19 protein-coding genes are annotated in these 18814 nt (G+C 63.5%); 3 read left to right on the forward strand and 16 right to left on the reverse strand.

What is annotated here, in order from left to right:
* Positions 1-4 precede the first annotated feature (4 nt).
* Both NKI29_RS05840 and NKI29_RS05845 read left to right on the forward strand, forming a co-directional pair.
* Positions 5-880 carry an ABC transporter ATP-binding protein gene (locus tag NKI29_RS05840; RefSeq protein ID WP_023676824.1) on the forward strand — a complete coding sequence of 292 codons (876 nt, stop codon included), beginning with the start codon at positions 5-7 and terminating at the stop codon, positions 878-880.
* Entirely contained in the window at positions 877-1707 is an 831-nt protein-coding gene (locus NKI29_RS05845; RefSeq protein WP_352577488.1) for a dipeptide ABC transporter ATP-binding protein, read from the forward strand. Before NKI29_RS05840 ends, NKI29_RS05845 begins: the two co-directional genes overlap by 4 nt.
* Positions 1708-1729: 22 nt before the next feature.
* Here NKI29_RS05845 and NKI29_RS05850 read toward each other — a convergent pair whose 3' ends face one another.
* Positions 1730-2650, reverse strand: coding sequence for a LysR family transcriptional regulator (locus tag NKI29_RS05850; RefSeq protein WP_352795657.1), 921 nt, complete (start codon positions 2648-2650; stop codon positions 1730-1732).
* Between the two features lie 93 nt (positions 2651-2743).
* Between NKI29_RS05850 and NKI29_RS05855 the strand changes: the two genes are divergently transcribed.
* The gene (locus NKI29_RS05855; RefSeq protein ID WP_352570262.1) at positions 2744-3616 is read left to right on the forward strand and encodes an NAD(P)H-dependent oxidoreductase; all 873 of its coding nucleotides are present in this window, start codon (positions 2744-2746) and stop codon (positions 3614-3616) included.
* On the opposite strand, the gene NKI29_RS05860 is transcribed toward NKI29_RS05855, so the two are convergent.
* The 15 genes from NKI29_RS05860 to NKI29_RS05930 form a co-directional block, all read right to left on the reverse strand.
* Positions 3547-4839 carry a cysteine desulfurase-like protein gene (locus NKI29_RS05860; protein WP_352577489.1) on the reverse strand — a complete coding sequence of 431 codons (1293 nt, stop codon included), beginning with the start codon at positions 4837-4839 and terminating at the stop codon, positions 3547-3549. The genes NKI29_RS05855 and NKI29_RS05860 overlap by 70 nt on opposite strands.
* A gap of 30 nt (positions 4840-4869) precedes the next feature.
* A complete protein-coding gene (locus NKI29_RS05865; protein WP_292656040.1) occupies positions 4870-5544 on the reverse strand; it encodes an amino acid ABC transporter permease in 675 nt (224 codons plus the stop codon).
* A 109-nt stretch (positions 5545-5653) separates the two neighbouring features.
* Positions 5654-6445, reverse strand: coding sequence for an ABC transporter substrate-binding protein (locus tag NKI29_RS05870; protein WP_352570264.1), 792 nt, complete (start codon positions 6443-6445; stop codon positions 5654-5656).
* Positions 6446-6623: 178 nt separating this feature from the next.
* Positions 6624-7019 carry a RidA family protein gene (locus NKI29_RS05875; protein WP_023676831.1) on the reverse strand — a complete coding sequence of 132 codons (396 nt, stop codon included), beginning with the start codon at positions 7017-7019 and terminating at the stop codon, positions 6624-6626.
* Positions 7020-7091: 72 nt separating this feature from the next.
* Entirely contained in the window at positions 7092-8240 is a 1149-nt protein-coding gene (locus tag NKI29_RS05880) for an acyl-CoA dehydrogenase family protein (RefSeq protein ID WP_352577490.1), read from the reverse strand.
* Between the two features lie 224 nt (positions 8241-8464).
* Complete coding sequence (locus NKI29_RS05885; protein WP_023676833.1) at positions 8465-9277, reverse strand: enoyl-CoA hydratase family protein; 813 nt, start codon at positions 9275-9277, stop codon at positions 8465-8467.
* Positions 9274-9744 (reverse strand): MarR family winged helix-turn-helix transcriptional regulator, encoded by a 471-nt coding sequence (locus NKI29_RS05890; RefSeq protein WP_023676834.1) that lies wholly within the window; start codon positions 9742-9744, stop codon positions 9274-9276. Before NKI29_RS05890 ends, NKI29_RS05885 begins: the two co-directional genes overlap by 4 nt.
* On the reverse strand, positions 9738-10511 hold the full coding sequence (locus NKI29_RS05895) for an SDR family NAD(P)-dependent oxidoreductase (RefSeq protein WP_352577491.1): 774 nt from the start codon (positions 10509-10511) through the stop codon (positions 9738-9740). The genes NKI29_RS05890 and NKI29_RS05895 overlap by 7 nt, the downstream gene beginning before the upstream one ends.
* Entirely contained in the window at positions 10508-12802 is a 2295-nt protein-coding gene (locus NKI29_RS05900) for a bifunctional salicylyl-CoA 5-hydroxylase/oxidoreductase (RefSeq protein ID WP_352577492.1), read from the reverse strand. The genes NKI29_RS05895 and NKI29_RS05900 overlap by 4 nt, the downstream gene beginning before the upstream one ends.
* Before the next feature lie 143 nt (positions 12803-12945).
* Complete coding sequence (locus NKI29_RS05905) at positions 12946-13545, reverse strand: VOC family protein (RefSeq protein WP_352570271.1); 600 nt, start codon at positions 13543-13545, stop codon at positions 12946-12948.
* Positions 13546-13625: 80 nt separating this feature from the next.
* On the reverse strand, positions 13626-14456 hold the full coding sequence (locus tag NKI29_RS05910) for an ATP-binding cassette domain-containing protein (RefSeq protein WP_352570273.1): 831 nt from the start codon (positions 14454-14456) through the stop codon (positions 13626-13628).
* Positions 14449-15339 carry an ABC transporter ATP-binding protein gene (locus NKI29_RS05915; protein WP_352703352.1) on the reverse strand — a complete coding sequence of 297 codons (891 nt, stop codon included), beginning with the start codon at positions 15337-15339 and terminating at the stop codon, positions 14449-14451. The genes NKI29_RS05910 and NKI29_RS05915 overlap by 8 nt, the downstream gene beginning before the upstream one ends.
* Positions 15336-16184, reverse strand: coding sequence for an ABC transporter permease (locus NKI29_RS05920; protein ID WP_352795658.1), 849 nt, complete (start codon positions 16182-16184; stop codon positions 15336-15338). Before NKI29_RS05920 ends, NKI29_RS05915 begins: the two co-directional genes overlap by 4 nt.
* On the reverse strand, positions 16177-17184 hold the full coding sequence (locus NKI29_RS05925) for an ABC transporter permease (RefSeq protein ID WP_023676841.1): 1008 nt from the start codon (positions 17182-17184) through the stop codon (positions 16177-16179). The genes NKI29_RS05920 and NKI29_RS05925 overlap by 8 nt, the downstream gene beginning before the upstream one ends.
* 64 nt (positions 17185-17248) lie before the next feature.
* Positions 17249-18775: an ABC transporter substrate-binding protein gene (locus NKI29_RS05930; protein ID WP_023676842.1), complete on the reverse strand. Its 1527-nt coding sequence runs from the start codon at positions 18773-18775 to the stop codon at positions 17249-17251.
* Between the last annotated feature and the right edge of the window lie 39 nt (positions 18776-18814).

Raw genomic sequence — 18814 nt, forward strand, 5'->3', positions numbered from 1 at the left:
TTCAATGCCTCTTCTCGAGATCAAGAACCTGACCGTTTCCTTCGACACCGCCGCTGGACCATTCATGGCGGTACAAGGCATCGACCTGTCGGTCGAACCGCGCGAGGTGCTGGCGATCGTCGGCGAATCCGGTTCGGGCAAGTCGGTGGCTATGCTGGCGGTGATGGGGCTTTTGCCCAACACCGCGACGGTGAGGGCCGACCGCATGGCCTTCGACGGCATCGACCTGCTCAAGCTCGGCCCATCCGAGCGGCGCAAGATCGTCGGCAAGGATATTTCGATGATCTTCCAGGAGCCGGTCGCCAGCCTCAACCCGTGCTTCACCGTCGGCTTCCAGATCGAGGAGGTGCTGCGCTTCCATATGGGCATGGACCGCGCCCAGCGCCGGGCGCGTGCCATCGAATTGATGAAGTTGGTCGGCATCGCCGACCCCGAGGAACGGCTGGGCTCCTTCCCGCACCAGATGTCGGGTGGTCAGTGTCAGCGCGTCATGATCGCCATCGCCATCGCCTGCAATCCCAAGCTTTTGATCGCCGACGAGCCAACCACGGCGCTCGACGTCACCATCCAGAAGCAGATCCTCGATCTGCTGGTCGGCCTGCAGGCCAAATATGGCATGGGCCTGATCATGATCACCCACAATATGGGGGTGGTTGCCGAGACCGCCGACCGTGTCATCGTCCAGTACAAGGGCCGCAAGATGGAAGAGGCCGACGTGCTGTCGCTGTTCGAGTCCCCCAAGAGCAACTACACGCGCGCGCTCCTGTCGGCGCTGCCCGAAAACGCCGTCGGCGACCGGTTGCCTACTGTTTCCGACATGCTGTTTGAGCCGGCCCCATCTGTAGTCGCAGCCCGGTCCGCAGGAGGAACCGCCTCATGAGCGTGACGGTAGTCGAAGGCAAGAACATCGTGCGCGACTATCATGTCGGTGGCGGGCTTTTCCGCCCCTCCCGTACGGTTCATGCGGTCAAGGGTGTTTCGTTCAGCGTCGACAAGGGCAAGACGCTGGCCATCGTCGGCGAGAGCGGCTGCGGCAAGTCAACACTCGCCCGCATCATCACCCTGATCGACCCGGCGACCTCCGGCGAGCTTTTCATCGACGGCAAGAAGGTAGACATCGGCAGGAACGGCCTGTCGAAGGAAATGCGCCGCAAGGTCCAGATCGTCTTCCAGAACCCTTATGGTTCGCTCAATCCACGCCAGAAGATCGGCGACGTGCTTGGCGAGCCGCTGCTCATCAACACCGACAGCACGACCGATGAGCGGCGCGATCTTGCCATGAAGATGCTAAAGAAGGTCGGTCTCGGCCCCGAGCACTTTAATCGCTACCCGCATATGTTTTCGGGCGGCCAGCGCCAGCGGATCGCCATCGCCCGCGCGCTGATGCTCAACCCCAGCCTTCTGGTGCTGGACGAGCCGGTCTCGGCACTTGATCTTTCGGTGCAGGCGCAGGTGCTGAACCTGCTCGCCGACCTGCAGGACGAGTTTCAGCTAACCTATGTTTTCATCAGCCACGACCTGTCGGTGGTGCGCTACATCGCCGACGACGTGATGGTAATGTACTTCGGCGAAGCGGTCGAATACGGCTCGCGCGACGAGGTCTTCGCCGACCCCAAGCACAGCTACACCAGGACGCTGTTCGCGGCGACGCCGCGTGCCGACGTTGCCAGCATCAAGGCACGGTTGGCCAAGAAGAAGGCCGCCTGATCCGGCGAGGTTTGCCGGCCGGTTACCGCTTCTCGATCCCCGGAATGCCGGAGATCTGCTCGGCGAGAAAGTCGACCAGCAGCCGCACCCGGGCAATGCCCGCACGCTCCGGAACGATCAGCATGCTCAGCGGGACGGGAGGCGGAAAATAGCCCGGCAGGACCACTTCCAGCCGGTCGGCCGCCAGAAGATCGTCGACAAGCCAGTGGTGGGCGGGTGCGATGCCGCGTCCGGCGACAAGGGCTTCGCGCGCAGCAAGCCCATGGTCGACCAGAAATCTGCCGCCAAAGGGCACCGCAAAGGTCTCGCCGCCCGGCCCCTGCAAGGTGAGCGTGTCGCTTCCCGCGATGTTCGACATCCGGATGCCTTCATGGCCAGGCAGATCCTGCGGGACAGCCGGTCTGCCCCGCGCCGCCAGATAGGCCGGCGCCGCCACCAGCAGACGCCGGGATTGCCCGAGCGCCCGCAGTTTCATTGAGCTGTCGGTGAGCGGGCCGAGGCGAAGCGCGATGTCGACGCCCTCCCGCACAAGGTTGATGCGCTCGTCGGTAAGGCTGAGATCGATGCCGATGTAGGGATAGCGGTCCTGAAAGGCGAAGATCAGCCGGCTGACATGTAAGACCCCGAGCGCCGCCGTGCAGGATATCCGGATCGTGCCGGCCGACGCGCCGCGCGTGCCCCGCGCCTCATCGCCGGCCTGCTCGACGAGGCGCAGGATCTGGACGCTGTCGGCATAGTAACGGCTGCCTTCATCGGTCATCGTGACGCGCCGGGTGGTCCTGCTGAGCAAGGGCACTCCGACGGCCTCCTCGAGTTCTCGCAAATGCCGTGTGACCGTCGACTGCCCAACTCCGAGCTCGCGCGCCACCGCCGAGAGGCTGCCGCGCTCGGCGACGCGAACGAAGGTGCGCATGCGCTCAAGGGTGACGTTCGATCTATCCATTATTCGGCATTATCTTATACATTTCCTACATATAGTGGATCAGCCCACAGCTGGCTACCTTTGGTGTCTATCGTCCTTCTTCGGAGTAGACCCATGAAAGTCCTGCTTGTTTTTGCTCATCCTGAACCGCGTTCGCTCAACGGCGCACTGCGTGACGTCGCCATCGGGGAACTTGAGGCCCAAGGCCATGAGGTGCGGGTGTCTGACCTCTACGCCGATGGCTGGAAAGCCGAGGTAGACCGTGCCGACTTTCCGTCGTGGCCGCCTGAAGCACGCTTCCTGCCGGCCGGCGCCTCCAAAAAAGCTTTTGCGAGCGGCACTCTGACCGAAGACGTCAAAGTGGAGATCGACAAGCTGCTATGGGCCGATACCCTGATCCTCCAGTTCCCGCTGTGGTGGTACGCCATGCCGGCGATCCTCAAGGGCTGGGTCGATCGCGTGTACGCCTACGGCTTCGCCTATGGCGTTGGCGAGCACAGCGACAAGCGGTGGGGTGACCGCTTTGGTGAGGGAACGCTCGCCGGCAAGCGCGCAATGCTGATCGTGACCACCGGCGGCTGGGAGGAGCATTATTCCGCCCGCGGCGTCAACGGCCCGATCGACGACCTGCTGTTCCCGATCAATCACGGGATTCTATACTATCCGGGCTACGACGTGCTTCCGCCGTTCGTGGTTTACAGGGTGGACCGTTTCGGGGAGGCGGATTTCGAGCCTGTCGCGGAGCGACTGCGCGAAAGGATGCGAACGCTCGAGACAATCCGGCCCATTCGTTATCGGCAGCAGAATGGCGGCGATTACTTGATCCCAAGCATGCAATTGCGCCCCGGCTTGGAGAACCCGGGTGCGACCGCCTTTGCGCTTCACGAGGATCGCGCCGGCGCCGCCGCCCAGTCCGATCAGGACAGCCGGGCGATGATGGTGCGCAGCGCCTCGCCGAAGCGCCGGACTTCCTCGATCGTATTGTAATGCACCAGCGAGGCGCGCACGGCGCCGCTGTCCATGCTGAGGTTGAGCCGCTTCATCAGACGCGGCGCATACATGTGGCCGTCGCGAACGCCGATCTGCATCTCGGCCATTTCCTCGACGATCCTCTGCGGCGACAGCGTGCCGACATTGAAGCAGAAGGTCGGCACGCGCTCGCTGAGGCGTGCCTCTTCGGCCACGCCGTAGATCGTCGCGCCGCAATCTTTGAGCACCGCCAGCATTTCGCGCGCCAGCACCTGTTCGTAGTCGCGGATGGCATTCATGCCGGCGACGATGTTGTCGCGGCGCGACCGGTTATTCTCTGACAAGAAATTGCGGCCGATCGATTCGAGGTAGCGCACCGCGGCATCCATGCCGGAGACGTTCTCGTAAATGAAGGTACCGGCCTCGATTTTGTAGGGCGGCTCGTCGGGGATGAAATCTTCGCGGAAGGTCGGCAGGCGCTTCAGAGTTTCGAAGCGGCCCCACAGGAAGCCCATATGCGGCGAGAAATTCTTGTAGCCGGAGCAGACCAGATAGTCGCAATCCCAGGCCTGCACATCGATCAGCCCGTGCGGCCCGTAATGCACGCAGTCGAGGAACACTTCGGCGCCTGCCGCATGCGCAATCCCAGCCACGGAGGCAACGTCGACAATCGAGCCGATCGAATGCGCCGTTACCGTGCAGGCGACGAGCCGGGTGTGCTCTGAGACCAGCGGGCGCAAATCGTCGACATGCAGATTGCCGTCCTCGCGCATCCGCCACCATTTGAACTTGGCGCCGGCGGGCGCCAGCGCCAGCCACGTCGCGATATTGGCATCGTGATCCATGTCGGTGATGACGATCTCGTCACGCTCCCCGTTTGGGCGCTCGGAAAGCATCTGGCCGATGCCGAGGCTGACCAGGCGGATGAACGAAGTGGCGTTCATGCCGAAACAGATCTCCGCCGGGTCGGTGGCGTTGATCAGCAAGGCCACGCTTTCGCGAGCGCCGGCGACGGCTTGGTCGACGGTGACGCTGCGGCCATAGCGGCCGCCGCGCTGCACATTATGCGCGACCAAATGGTTGGTGACCGCATCGAGCACGCTTTGCGGGATCTGCGCGCCGGCGGCATTGTCCATGAAGACGAAGTCCCCGGCTTGCTGCAAGGCGGGAAACATGGCGCGGATCGTCTCGACCGGGAAAGCTGCGGCATCGCCGGTTTTCGAAATCTGATGCTGGTTCAAGGTCGTCTCCTGCGAGGTGCGCTGACAGATTCAGCGGGTCTTTTCGGTTTGAAAGCGGCGTTCAAGGAGGCTGACGAGACGGACCATCGGCCAGAGAAAGATGAGATAGACCAGCGCCGCGCCGATCAGCGGTGAAGGATTGGCATAGAGCGATTGCGCGTTGGTCGCTTCCTTCAGCAGTTCGGGCAGCGCCACGGTGGAAGCGAGCGAAGTATCCTTGAACATCGAAACGCAATTGCTGGTCATTGGCGGAATGACGACGCGGATCGCCTGCGGCAGCACTACCTTGCGCAAGGTCAGCAAGAACGGCAGGCCGAGCGCCTGCGCCGCCTCGAACTGGCCGCGCGGAATGCTCTCTATACCGGAGCGGAACACCTCGGCCGAATAGGCCGCCATGATGATGGCGAAGGCCATCACCGCGGACGTCCACGATGACAGGCGAATACCGAGGAACGGCAGCGCATAGTAGATCAGGATCAGCACGACCAGCACCGGCATCGCCCGGAAAATGTCAATGTAGCCGACAGCCAGCAGCCGAAGCGGCTTTGGCGCATAGAGCCGCACCAGGCTGATCGCGAGGCCGACGGGAATACCGATGCCGATGCTCATGATTCCGAGCAGCAGGGTGTTCAGGAAACCGCGCAGCAGCGCCGGCAGGCTGGAGACCATGACGTCGGCGTTGAAGAAGGTGTCCAGCAGCGACATCGCAGCATTTCCGAAACGTTTGGCGTCCCGCGACGCTCGAGCACGAGCCCGAAATCCGAAATCGTGCCGGCATCGAAAGCCGGCACGACATTTAAGCGCGAACTGCCGCTCAGGCCTTCGGCATAGGCATTTCCTTGACGGTCGAGGAATCGGCAGGTGCGTCGCTGCCGAACCACTTCTTGTGGATCGCGGCCAGCGTGCCGTCCTTCTTCATCGCGGTCAGCGCGTCGTTCAGCTTGCCGAGCAGCGGGTGGTCTTTGGTCATCATCAGACCGTACTGCTCGCCGGTCTTGATGCGCTCTTTTACGGCGAGATCCTTCATCCTGGTGAAAGAATATTCCAGGCCCGGAATATCGCTGACCGCCGCATCGACGCGGCCGGAGCTGAGATCGAGCAGCAAATTCTGCTGCGTGTCGTAGCCCTTGACGTCACTGAACCCGTCCGCTTCCTGGTGGGCCGTGACCCAGGCTTCGCCGGTCGAGCCGGACAGCACGCCGACGATCTTGCCCTTGAGGTCGGCCTCGGCCTTGATCGGGCTGTCGGCCTTCGCGGCGATGCCCATGTCGGAATCATAGTAGGGCTGCGTGAACGACTGAGACTTCAGCCGCTCCGGCGTGATGGTGATCGACGAGATGGCGACGTCGATGCGCTTCGAGGTGGTGGCGGCGAACAGCGCCTGGAAACCGAGATCGGCGATATCAGTGGTCATGCCGATACGCTTTGCCGCCTCATTGATGATGTCGACTTCGAAACCCTCGAACGTGCCGCTCTCGTTCTTGTATTCAAAAGGCGGATTGGTCGGATAGGCGCCGACATTCAGCGTGCCTTCGGCGTAGGCCGGGCCGCCAGCGATGCCGATGGCAGCAGCAAGAAGCAGCAGGTTGCGACGGGTGAAGTTCATTTTCGTTCCCTCTGGTTGTGATCGGACGGGTTTGGCCCCGCACGGTTTTGATGCGCCAAGTGACGGGACTGCCGGAAAGCCCTCCCGGCACGGCAGTCGCAAGACATTGGATGCTATCCAAAGTACCGCGCTTTTCAAGGCGAAAGTTTTAAGCTTAAAAAATTGCCACGTGTTGCCGTCACTCCGGAATAACCGCCGTGGCCTGGATCTCAACCTTGGCGCGATCCTCGACCAGCGCCATCACCTGCATGGCGGCCATCGCCGGGAAATGCCGGCCGATCACCTCGCGATAGACCTCTCCGATCCCCTTGAGATTGGCCAAATATTCCGCCTTGTCGGTAAAGTACCAGGTCATCGAGGTGATATGTTCCGGCTTGGCGTCGGCCTCGGCGAGCACAGCAACAATATTGGCCAGCGTCTGCCGCACCTGGCCGACAAGATCATCGGTCTCGAAGCGGCCCTGTCCGTTCCAGCCGACCTGCCCGCCGACGAAGACAAGCTGCCCACGCGCGGCGACGCCATTGGCGTAGCCGACGGGTTTCGCCCAGCCTTCCGGCTGCAGGATGGTGTGCATGTCAAAACCTCCCAATGCTCAAATCCGGTCGCTCAAAACTCGAAGACAATAATTTTCACGCAAACTCCTGTCTCAGGCCGCTCCCATCACTTGCCGTGCAATCACCACCTTCTGCACGTCGGACGCTCCCTCGTAGATGCGCAGCGCCCGGATCTCGCGATACAGGCTTTCGACGATATGGCCCTTGCGGACGCCGTCGCCGCCATGCAGCTGCACAGCCTTGTCGATCACCTCCTGCGCTTTGTCGGTAGCGAACAGCTTGGCCATGGCGGCTTCGCGGGTAACCCGAGCCGCGCCCATGTCCTTGGTCCAGGCGGCACGATAGACCAGCAACGCGGCGGCATCGACATCCAGCGCCATGTCGGCGATGTGGCCCTGCACCATCTGCAGCTCGGCCATCGGCGCACCGAACAGCCTGCGCTCGGCCACTCTTGTGATGCTTTCGTCCAGCGCGCGCCGGGCAAAGCCGAGCGCCGCTGCGCCGACGGTCGAACGGAACACGTCGAGCACGGACATGGCGATGCGAAAACCGTCACCGGGTTTGCCGATCAGCGCCGAGGCTGGAATGCGTGCATTGTCGAAGGACAGCCGGGCGAGCGGGTGCGGCGCGATCACCTCCAGCCGCTCGGCAACGATCAGCCCCTCGGTTTCGGAAGGCACGACAAAGGCGGAAAGCCCCTTGGCGCCGGGCGCTTCGCCGGTGCGGGCAAAGACAGCATAAAAGTCAGCGATACCGCCGTTGGAGATCCAGGTCTTTTCGCCGGACAAGAGATAGCTGTCGCGGTCACGCGTGGCCGTCATTTCCATATTGGCGACGTCCGAGCCCGAGCGCGGCTCCGACAGCGCGAAAGCCGAAATCGCCTTGCCGGCCCGTGTCTTCGCCAGCCAGTGCTGCTGGTCGGGCGTGCCGAACAGGCTGAGTGCGCCGGTGCCGAGCCCTTGCATGGCGAAGGCGAAATCGGCCAGCCCGTCATGCCGGGCCAGCGTCTCGCGCGTGAGGCAGAGCGTGCGCACGTCGAGTGCTGCAGGGCTGTCAGTATCGAGCGCCGTCGGCTTCAGCCAGCCGTCCTGGCCGAGCTTGGCCACCAGCTCGCGGCAGGCCGCGTCGACATCGTCATGCGCGACCGGCAGGTTCTTGGCGCACCATGCCTCCAGCCGCTCCGCCAGATCGCGGTGGCGATCCTCGAAGAACGGCCAGGAGAGGAAGGAACGGTCAGGCATTGCTGCCTCCACAATTCTCCGGCCCTGGCGCTCCACGGCGCCCCCCTCTGTCCTGCTGGACATCTCCCCCTCTAGGGGGGAGATTGGCGGCTTCGCTGCCACGGCTCTCCCTGCGATATTGGAGATTGGCGAAAGCGGGCCTGATATCCAATCTCCCCCCTTGAGGGGGAGATGGCCGGCAGGCCAGAGGGGGGTGCTGTCCCGCCAGCGTGGAAGCGATCATCTCAATTTCCCTCGAACACCGGCTTCTCCTTGGCCACGAAAGCCGTGTACGCCCGCTCGAAATCGCGGGTCTGCATGCAGATCGCCTGCGCCTGCGCTTCCGCTTCGATCGCCTGGTCGAGACCCATCGACCATTCCTGGTTCAGCTGCGTCTTGGTCATGCCATGGGCGAAGGTCGGGCCGGAAACGATCCGCGCGGCCATGTCGAGCGCGTCGGCCTCAAGCGTTGCGGTATCGACCAGCCGGTTGTAGAAGCCCCAGCGCTCGCCTTCCTCGGCACTCATCGTGCGGCCGGTATAGAGCAGCTCGGCGGCGCGGCCCTGGCCAATGATGCGCGGCAGGATCGCGCAGGCCCCCATGTCGCAGCCGGCAAGGCCGACGCGGGTGAACAGGAATGCTGTCTTGGCCTGGGGCGTGGCGATGCGGATATCGGAGGCCATGGCGATAATCGCGCCGGCGCCGACCGCCACGCCATCGACCGCCGCAATAATCGGCTTGCCGCAATTCAGCATCGCCTTGACGAAATCGCCCGTCATGCGGGTGAAGGCGAGCAGCGCCTTCATGTCCATCTTGACCAGTGGGCCGATGATTTCGTGGACATCGCCGCCCGAGCAGAAATTGCCGCCATTGGGCAGGACCACCACAGCATCGACATCATCGGCGTAGACAAGGTCGCGAAATATGTCGCGCAATTCGGCATAGCTGTCGAAGGTCAGCGGGTTCTTGCGCTCCGGTCGATCGAGCCGGATCTTTGCGATCTTGCCTTCGACCTGCCAGAGGAAATGCTTCGGCTTGCGGCCGGCCAGCTTCGTCATTCCCGTCCCTCCCAATTGCTGCGGAAAGAGGTCAGCATGCCGGTCAGCCGGCGCGCCTCATCCTCGCTCACATTGCCCAGCAACTCGCCGACCCATTTCTCATGCGCGGCGGCGATCACGGCGAAAATCTTCGATCCCTCTTCCGTCAGCCGTACCATCGAGGTACGGCGGTCGCCATTGCGTCGGGCCCGCATCACCAACCCTTCCGAGACCAGCCGGTCGATGATGCCGGTGACATTACCGTTGGACACCAGCAGGAAGCGCGAAAGATCGCTCATCAGCATGCCCTCCGGCGCGCGGTAGAGCGCGGCCATCACGTCGAAGCGTGGCAGCGTTGTGTTGAACTCTTGCCGCAGTCGTTCGCGCAGCTCGGCCTCGATGGTGCGCGAGGCGCGCAGCAGGCGTATCCACAGCCGCAGGCGGTCCTTGCCGGGTCCGGACGGGGCGGGCAGGGGACCGGCTACCATGTCTCACCTCCGGAGATCGAAATCGTCTGCCCGGTAATCGACCGGGCGGCGTCGCCACACAGATAAAGTACCGCGGCCGCAATTTCTTCCGGCTGGATGAAGCGGCCTTGCGGGTTGGTCGCGGCTAGGCTTGTCCGTGCCTGCTCGGACGAGCGGCCGGTCGTTTGGACGATGCGCTGGACGGTGCTCTCCAGCATCTCGGTTTCGACAAACCCTGGGCACACGGCATTCACTGTTATGCCGGACTTGGCGGTCTCGACGGCGAGTGCCCGCATCAGGCCGACGACGCCATGCTTGGCGGCAACGTAAGCTGCGACATAGGGATAGCCTTTCAGTCCGGCGGTGGAAGCGACGAAGATGATACGGCCAGTCTTGCGCACTGCCATGCCGGCCAACGCCGGCTTCACCGTCAGGAACGTACCGGTCAAGTTGACGTCGAGCGTGCGCTGCCAGTCTGCCAGCGAGGTCCGCTGCGCCGGGGCACTGCCGGACATGCCGGCATTGGCAACGACGATGTCGAACGCTCCGCGTGCCGCTTCCGCGGCCTCGTAGAGCGACGCCATCGACGTCTCGTCGGTGACGTCGGCGGCAATGGCGAAGATGGACTTGTTCTCCGCGGCGACCTCGGCAAGCGGCTCCACGCGCCGGCCGCAGATGGTCACGTCAACGCCCGCGCCGGCCAGCGCCAGCGCGATCGCGCGGCCGACGCCGGAGCCGCCGCCGGTGACCAGCGCATGACGCCGCGAAATCGTCGCCGCGGCACTCATACTTTCAACCCCGCTGCCGCTTCGCGTTCGGCCAGCCGGTAGAGCTGGTCGCGGCCGGGCAGATAGGGATCCGGCCATTTGACGCCGCGATCGCCAAGCATGACGGCCGCGTGCAGCGTCCAATACGGATCGGCAAGATGCGGCCTAGCCAGTGCGACGAGATCGGCGCGGCCCGCCATCAGGATCGAGTTGACGTGGTCCGGCTCATAGATATTGCCGACCGCCATCGTCGCCATGCCGACCTCGTTGCGGATGCGATCGGAAAACGGCGTCTGGAACATGCGGCCATAGACCGGTCTTGCCACGGCCGAAGTCTGGCCGGCCGATACGTCGCAGATGTCTACGCCGGCCTCATGCAGCAGCCGCGCGATCTCTACGGCATCGGCCGGCGCCACGCCTTCGATGCCCAGCCAGTCATTGGCGGAGATGCGCATCGAGATCGGCTTCTCGGCCGGCCACGCGGCGCGCACCGCATGAAAGATTTCCAAGGGGTAGCGCATGCGGTTTTCCAGCGAGCCGCCATAGGAGTCGGTGCGCCGGTTGGTCAAGGGCGTGATGAAGGAGGACAGGAGATAGCCGTGCGCGGCGTGGATTTCGAGCATGTCGAAGCCGCAGCGCGCCACCATCTCGGCCGAAGCGACAAACTGGTCGCGCACCATATCCATGTCGGCGCGGTCCATCGCCTTCGGCACCTGGTTTTCCCGCGACCACGGCACGGAAGACGCGGCCATGACGGGCCAATTGCCTGAGGGCAGCGGCACGTCGGTTCCCTGCCAGCCGAGCCTGGTCGACCCCTTGGCACCGGAATGGCCGATCTGGGCGCAGATCTTGGCCTCGGTTTCGGCATGGACGAACTCGACCAGCCGCTTCCAGGCGACCTCATGCTCGGGCGCATAGAAACCGGGGCAGCCAGGCGTGATGCGGCCCTCCGCGCTGACGCAGGTCATCTCGATGTAGAGGAGACCGGCGCCGCCCTTGGCCCGTTCGGCGTAATGGGCGAAATGCCAATCGGTCGGACAGCCGTCGACCGCTTTGTACTGCGCCATCGGCGAGACGACGACGCGGTTCTGCAGCGCCATGCCGCGCAGCCGGAACGGCGCGAACATCGGCGCGCGACGCAGATTGTTGCCCCCGGCGCCGGCCTGGCGCTGGAACCACTCCTCGGCGCCGGCCAGCCATTCGGCATCGCGCAGCCGCAAATTCTCGTGACTGATGCGTTGCGAACGCGTCAGCAGCGAATAGTTGAACTGCACCGGATCGAGGCCGAGATAGCGCTCGACCTCCTCGAACCATTCGAGCGAATTGCGCGCCGCCGACTGCAGCTTCAGCACTTCGGTGCGGCGGGCGTCCTCATATTTGCTAAAGGCGGCCTCGAGGTCTGGCTCGGACTCGAGATAGTCGGCCAGCGCCACCGCGCTTTCCAGCGCCAGCTTGGTGCCGGAACCGATCGAGAAATGCGCGCTCGCCGCCGCGTCGCCCATCAGCGCCAGGTTCTTGTAGGACCAGCGTTCGCACAAGACGCGCGGGAAATTGATCCACGCCGAGCCGCGGATATGATTGGCGTTGGTCATCAGCGCGTGGCCGCCGAGATGACGGGCAAAGATGCGCTCGCAGACGGCAATCGATTCCTGCTGCGACATCGCGCCGAAGCCGAAGCGCTGCCATGTCTGCTCGCTGCATTCGACGATGAAGGTCGCGGTATCGCTGTCGAACTGGTAGGCATGCGCCCACACCCAGCCATGCTCGGTCTTTTCGAAGATGAAGGTGAAGGCGTCGTCGAATTTCTGGTGGGTGCCGAGCCAGACGAACTTGCATCTACGAATGTCGATATCGGGCTTGAACACGTCGACGAAGGCGCTCCGCGCTTTCGAGTTCAACCCGTCGGCGGCGACAACCAGGTCGTGCGTCTCCATATATGGCTTGGGATCGGCGATGTCGGTTTCGAAGACCAGCTTGACGCCGAGTTCGCGCGCGCGCCGCTGCAGCAACGTGAGCAGCCGCTTGCGGCCAATGCCGCAAAAGCCGTGACCGGTCGAGACCGTGCGCACGCCGTCATGGATGACGGCGATATCGTCCCAATAGGCGAAATGCTTGCGGATCCAGACGGCGCTGACCGGGTCGTTTTTGGTCAGGTTCTCCAGCGTTTCGGCCGACAGCACGACGCCCCAGCCAAACGTGTCATCGGCACGGTTGCGCTCGAACACCGTGACCTCATGCGCGGCATCCCTGAGCTTCAGCGAGATTGCAAAGTAGAGCCCGGCTGGTCCGCCGCCGAGAACCGCAACTTTCATCGTGCGATCTCCTCTTCGCTTCTGTTTGTCGAGTTTACGCCTGAGACGGATTAATTCAAGCTTGAAGTTTCAGGATTGAAACAATCCGCCCCAGAAACCCAGCTTGCCGGCAGTCGGCTTGCGCAGGCCAGGGACGCCCCGGGCTATTTTTCCGGGTTCTTCGGGCTCCACAGCACCGTCTCCGCATCTTTTTCATAGGCCATGCCATTGGGATAGCTGATCGCTTCCAACTGCAAGCCCCAGGGCGCCTGGAAGTAGAGGATGGTCTGGCCGGCGGCCGGGCCTTCGGTAACCGGCAGCGGTCCCATCCGCGTCTTGACGCCCTTGCCGTCAAGATAGGCTTTTGCGGCGGCGATGTCGTCGACATAGAAGGCGATATGGAAGCCGCCTATGTCGCTGTTGCGAGGCGTCAGGTCCTTCTGGTCCGGCGCGGTGTATTTGAACAGCTCGATGTTCGACCCGTGTCCGCAGCGGATCAGGGTGATCTCCTCGATCACCGCCTTGGGATCGACGCCCAGCAGATCCTGCATGAATGTGCCCTTGTCGTCGGCGAACGGGCCGAACGACATCGCCTTCTTGCAGCCAACCACTTCTGTGAAGAAATCGACCGCCTGCTGCATGTCGGGGACGGTGACGCCGGTGTGGTCGTGGCCACGCATGCCGGGAATGGAACTGGCGTAAGCGGTGCCGATGCTTCCCAGCACGGTGGCGATGAGCACTGCGTAGCGGATTGCATTCTTCATGTCAGTCATCCTCCATCGCGGGACATTTTGCCGGCCGCACGCCCGAGGCCCGCTCTTTAGCGTGCGAATAGGATTGTGTTTCATGCCGGCGCCTTTGCGGCGGGAAGTAGCCAGGCATCATCGATCTCGGGCAGCGGAATGGCGGCGAGCAGATCGCGCGTGTAGGGCTGCTGCGGCTGCTCGAACAAAGCGTCGGTCGCGCTGGCTTCGACGATCGCGCCTTCGCGCATGACGATCACTTGCCGGCAGAGCCGCCGGATCACCGACAGGTCATGGCTGATGAAGGCAACGGTCAGGCCCATTTCGGCGGCGAGTTTTTCCAGCAGCGTCAGGATCTGTGCCTGCGTCGACACGTCGAGGCCTGAGACGATTTCGTCGGCCAGCACGAATTTCGGCGACAGCGCCAGCGCGCGGGCAATGCCGACGCGCTGGCGCTGGCCGCCCGACAATTCATGACGATAGCGGCTGGCGAAGCCTTGCGGCAGGCCGACGCGCTGAAGCGCCTCCGCGACACGATCCCTGAGGTTGTCGCCAAGCCCGTTCTGCTTGAGCGGTGCTGCGATGATGCTGAAGATGGTGCGGCGCGGGTTGAGCGACGACATCGGATCCTGGAAGATCATCTGCAGATTGCGGCGCAGCGGCCGGAGCTCGGCCTCAGGCAGATGTGTGATGTCGCGGCCGTCGAAGATGACCTTGCCGGCGCTCGGCTCCAGAAGCCGCACTAAGGCGCGGCCAAGCGTCGATTTGCCGGAGCCGGATTCGCCGACGATGCCGGTCACCGATCCCTTTGGCAGGTCGAAATCCAGCCCTTTCAGGATCTCGGCCAAGGGAGCGCGGCCGATCAGCGGCTTGCGCGTCATGTCGGGCAGCGCGACCTTCAGCCCACGCACGGAAAACAGCGGCTCAGCCATGCGGGCGCCTCCAGGCCTGATCGGCGGCGGCGATCTCCGAAGCAAGCCCGGCCAGCACCGCCTCGTCCACCGGCTTCAGCGAGGCGAAGGGGTCGGTGTAGCGTGGCGTCGCGGCCATCAGAGCTCGCGTGTAGGGGTGCTGCGGAGCGGCGAAGAGAGCGGCCGTTTCGGCCTCCTCGACCACCTTGCCGGCATAGAGCACCGAGACCTTCTGGCTGATCTTGGCGACGACGCCGAGATCATGGGTAATGAACAGGATCGCCGTGCCGTGCTCGCGCTGCAGTTGCGCGATCAGCCGCAGGATCTGCTTCTGCACAGTCACGTCGAGCGCCGTGGTCGGCTCGTCGGCGACGATCAGCCTTGGTTCGGCCGCAAACGCCGCGGCGATCAGCACGCGCTGGCGCATGCCGCCGGACAGCTCGTGCGGATAGCATTTGAGGACACGCTCGGGGTCGCGGATTTGCACCTCGTCCAGCAATTGGCGGATGCGTGCATCGGCCTTCTCGCCGCTCCAGCCGAGGATGCGCACCAGCCGGTCGGTCATCTGCGGGCCGATTCGCCGTGACGGGTTGAGCGCGGTCAGCGGGTCTTGCGGGATCAGCGCCGTGCGCGCGCCGATCAGCGTGCGCCTTGCCTTTGGCTGAAGCTTGCCGAGGTCCTCGCCCTCGAGCAACATATCGCCTTCGACGATGCGCACGCTCGAGGGCAGCACGCCAAGCACCGCCTTGCCGATCATCGTCTTGCCGGCGCCGCTCTCGCCGACCAGCGCGCGCACCTCGCCGGGCTCGACGGCGAGCGACACCGAGCGCAGCACGCGCAAGCCATTAGGCAGCACCGCGCTAAGGCTGCGTATGTCAAGGCAGGGTTTCGCCAGCGCGTTCATCGCAGCACCGGATCGAAACGTGCCCTGAGACCTTCGCCGAACTGGCTGAACGACAGCACCGTCAGGATCAGCGTGACCAGCGGGAACACCAGCACCCACCAGGCCTGATGGATCGACAGGCGGCCCTCGGCGATGATGCCGCCCCAGGTTGGGTCGTCGGTCGAGATCGACAGATTGACGAAGGACAGGATCGCCTCGACGATGACGGCAATGCCCATCTCCAGCGACAGCAGCGCGACGATCGACGGCACCACATTGGGCAGCACTTCGCGCAGCATGATGCCGATGCGGCCGTAGCCGGCGATGCGGGCGTTCTCGACATAGTCCATGCGCGACTGGCCCAACGTCTCGGCGCGGATCACCCGGCAGAAGCGCGTCCAGTCGATGACGGCAATGGCAATGATAACCGAGCTCAAGCCGGTACCGAGCACTGCGACCAGAAGGATGGCAAACAGCACCGGCGGAAACGCCATCCAGACATCGACGATGCGCGAGATGATGCGGTCGGCCCAGCCGCCGAAATAGCCGGCGATCAGCCCCAGCGTCGAGCCGACCAGGCAGGCGGCAAGGGCTGCCGCAAAGGCGACGATGAAGGCGATGCGGGCACCGAAGATCAGCCGTGACAGAAGATCGCGGCCGAGGCTGTCGGTGCCGAGCCAGTAGCCGGGCTCAGCACCGCTCAGCCAGAACGGCGGCAGCCGCTCCAGCATCAAATCCTGCGCCAGCGGGTCCTGCGGCGCGACCAACGGCGCAAGAATTGCGGCCAGCAGCGCAATCACCAGCCAGCCGCCGGCCAGCCACAGGCGTGCCCGCGAGCCATGTCTTGGAATGCGGCCCTCATCCATGGCGCAGCCTCGGATTGAGCAGGGCGTACATCATGTCGACGGCAAGGTTGATCAGCACAAACAGCAGCGCGAAGACCAGCACGATGCCCTGGATCAGCGGCAGGTCGCGGTTGATGACGGCATCGATCGCCATGTTGCCGAGACCTTCATAGGAAAACAGTCGTTCGACGATGACCGTGCCGCCGATCAGGAAGGTGAACTGCACGCCGACCAGCGTCAGCGTCGGCAGGGCCGCGTTCTTCAGCGCCTCGCGCAGGATGACCTGCGTTTCCGAAAAGCCCTTTACCCGCGCCAGCACGACGTAGTCGAGGTCGAGCACTTCCTTCAGCGACTGTTTCAGCAGCTGCGAGATGATCGCGGCCAGTGGCAGCGCCAGCGCAATCGCCGGCATCAGCATGTGTGCCAGCAGGTCCCTGGTCAGGTCGAAGCGCAGCCGTACGATGCTTTCGAACAGATAGAATTGCGTGGCGAAGGGCAGGTCGAGCTGCGGCGACACCCGGCCAGAAATGTCGAAGATAGGCACCAGCACGCCGAACAGAAGGATCAGCACCAGGCCCCACAGGAAATCGGGAATCGAGAGTGCCGCACCGCTGGCAATGTCGATGCCGGCTTCGACCGCGGTGCCGCGTTCGCGCGCGCCGAGGATCGCCGTCGTGCCGCCGATCGCCAGCGCCATCACAAGCGCGACGATGGCGAGTTCCAGCGTGGCCGGGAGGCGATTGAAGACCAGCCCAAGCACGTCCTGCCGCAGTGAGATCGACGTGCCGAAATCGCCCCTGACGACACCGGCCAGCCAGATGAAGAATTGCTGGACGATGGTCTTGTCCAGCCCGTAAAGCGCGCGCAGCCGAGCGATGTCGGCATCGGTCGCGCCGGGCGGCAGCATCATCGCGATCGGGTCGCCCGGCGCGACACGGATGACGATAAAGACGACGACGGCCACGCCGAACAGCGTGATCGCCATCGTCAGAAGACGGATCAGGAATCTTTGCAGCAGCATGGTCGCCCGTGGCGGAAAATGCGCGCCGTCATTCCGGACGGCGCGCGGCAAGCCGAAGACTGTCTCAGGCCGGGCTCATCAGCGCCGGCAGAAGTGCGCCCGACACATGCTGCACCACATTGACGCCCTTGGCATGCACGATCGGCTGCGCATACTGGATCAGCGGCAGCACATAGGCCTGTTCGGCGATGTATTTGTCGACGGCCTTCCAGCCGGCAATGCGCTTGGCCTCGTCCTTCTCGCCCCATAGTGGATTGATCATGTCGATCAGGTCCTGGCTGTCCCATACCGAATGCGGGCTTGGGCCATACATGGCAAAGCCGGTCGACGTGGTGGGATCGCCGATGGCATTGCCCCAATTGTAGAAGGCCGCCGGCGCCAGCTTGTCGGCGGCGCGCAGCTCGTAGTGCTTGGCGATCTCGTAGACCTCGATCGTTGCCTCGATGCCGACCTTGCGCCACATGCCGACGATCGCCTGGATCATCTCGTAGTCCTTGGGCTTGAAGCCCTTGGTCGTCTGTATCGTGAACTTGACCGGCTTTTCCGGCGAATAGCCGGAGGCGGCCAGCAGTTCCTTGGCCTTGTCCGGATTGTGCTCCACCTTGATCGACGCATCGTAGGCCTCGTATTCCGGCGTCTCCAGCGTATCGATGGGCTGGCCGTAACCGCGCAGCAGCCGGTCGACCAAAAGCTTTTTGTCGACCGCCATCACCGCCGCCTGGCGCACGTTCTTGTCCAGCATCACGTCGATGTCGTTGAAGAAGATCATGCCGATGTCGGAGACGTTCTTGCATGAGCCGGCAAGTCCATCCTTGGCGATCAGGCGGTCATATTCCTCATAGGGGATTTCCAGCGTCACCTGCGAGGAACCGGACTCGATCTCGGCGACGCGGCTCGCCGCATCGGTGACGAACTTGATGGTTACGTTTTCGAAGGCCGGCTTGCCGCCCCAGTAGTTCGGGTTGGCCTTGAGCCGCAGGAAGGCGTTGCGCTCGAATTTGTCGACCATATAGGGCCCGGTGCCGATCGGGGCTTTCTCAAAACCCTCGGCGCCGACCTTTTCGTAATAGGCCTTCGGCATGATGTAGCCGGTCAGGAACGACATCCACTTGAAATACACCGGGTCGAATTGCACGACGTCGCCGGTGATCTTGTTGCCGTCGATCTTGAAGTTGTTGACGTTCTTCCAGACGAACTGGATCGGGTTGCCGGTCTTTTCATCGCCCGCCCGCTGCAGCGACCAGACCACGTCTTCGGCCGTGAATGGCGAGCCGTCATGCCAGGTGACGCCCTCGCGCACCGTCATCATGATCTTGCTGCGATCCTCGTTCCAGCCCCATTCGGTGAGCAGGCCGGGCGCGAAAGAAAGATCCGGCTTCTGCGGGATGAACTGGTCGAACACCGACTGGTAGAGACCCTGGATGGTCGGGTTGACCGCCGAAGGCCCGGTGGTCGGGTCCCAGGACGGCAAATTGACATTGTAGGCGATGGTCAGTTCGCCGGCAGCCTTGGCGATTTGCGGCAGGCCGAGCGCCGTGGCGCCAAGTGCGGCCGCGCCATATCCGAGCAATTCTCGTCTGTTGATTGTCATGGTCATTCCCCTGTTGCTTTTATGCGCGGTGTCGTTGTC

Source organism: Mesorhizobium sp. M0678 (assembly GCF_040320505.1).
Classification (GTDB): Bacteria; Pseudomonadota; Alphaproteobacteria; order Rhizobiales; family Rhizobiaceae; genus Mesorhizobium.

Coding starts and splice junctions, on each gene's coding strand:
- NKI29_RS05890 (WP_023676834.1), bottom strand. CDS start 9,744: ATGGTAGCCGGTCCCCTGCCCGCCCCGTCCGGACCCGGCAAGGACCGC.
- NKI29_RS05840 (WP_023676824.1), top strand. CDS start 5: ATGCCTCTTCTCGAGATCAAGAACCTGACCGTTTCCTTCGACACCGCC.
- NKI29_RS05855 (WP_352570262.1), top strand. CDS start 2,744: ATGAAAGTCCTGCTTGTTTTTGCTCATCCTGAACCGCGTTCGCTCAAC.
- NKI29_RS05850 (WP_352795657.1), bottom strand. CDS start 2,650: ATGGATAGATCGAACGTCACCCTTGAGCGCATGCGCACCTTCGTTCGC.
- NKI29_RS05870 (WP_352570264.1), bottom strand. CDS start 6,445: ATGAACTTCACCCGTCGCAACCTGCTGCTTCTTGCTGCTGCCATCGGC.
- NKI29_RS05900 (WP_352577492.1), bottom strand. CDS start 12,802: ATGAAAGTTGCGGTTCTCGGCGGCGGACCAGCCGGGCTCTACTTTGCA.
- NKI29_RS05875 (WP_023676831.1), bottom strand. CDS start 7,019: ATGCACACCATCCTGCAGCCGGAAGGCTGGGCGAAACCCGTCGGCTAC.
- NKI29_RS05930 (WP_023676842.1), bottom strand. CDS start 18,775: ATGACAATCAACAGACGAGAATTGCTCGGATATGGCGCGGCCGCACTT.
- NKI29_RS05845 (WP_352577488.1), top strand. CDS start 877: ATGAGCGTGACGGTAGTCGAAGGCAAGAACATCGTGCGCGACTATCAT.
- NKI29_RS05925 (WP_023676841.1), bottom strand. CDS start 17,184: ATGCTGCTGCAAAGATTCCTGATCCGTCTTCTGACGATGGCGATCACG.
- NKI29_RS05905 (WP_352570271.1), bottom strand. CDS start 13,545: ATGAAGAATGCAATCCGCTACGCAGTGCTCATCGCCACCGTGCTGGGA.
- NKI29_RS05880 (WP_352577490.1), bottom strand. CDS start 8,240: ATGCCTGACCGTTCCTTCCTCTCCTGGCCGTTCTTCGAGGATCGCCAC.
- NKI29_RS05920 (WP_352795658.1), bottom strand. CDS start 16,184: ATGGATGAGGGCCGCATTCCAAGACATGGCTCGCGGGCACGCCTGTGG.
- NKI29_RS05865 (WP_292656040.1), bottom strand. CDS start 5,544: ATGTCGCTGCTGGACACCTTCTTCAACGCCGACGTCATGGTCTCCAGC.
- NKI29_RS05895 (WP_352577491.1), bottom strand. CDS start 10,511: ATGAGTGCCGCGGCGACGATTTCGCGGCGTCATGCGCTGGTCACCGGC.
- NKI29_RS05885 (WP_023676833.1), bottom strand. CDS start 9,277: ATGACGAAGCTGGCCGGCCGCAAGCCGAAGCATTTCCTCTGGCAGGTC.
- NKI29_RS05910 (WP_352570273.1), bottom strand. CDS start 14,456: ATGGCTGAGCCGCTGTTTTCCGTGCGTGGGCTGAAGGTCGCGCTGCCC.
- NKI29_RS05915 (WP_352703352.1), bottom strand. CDS start 15,339: ATGAACGCGCTGGCGAAACCCTGCCTTGACATACGCAGCCTTAGCGCG.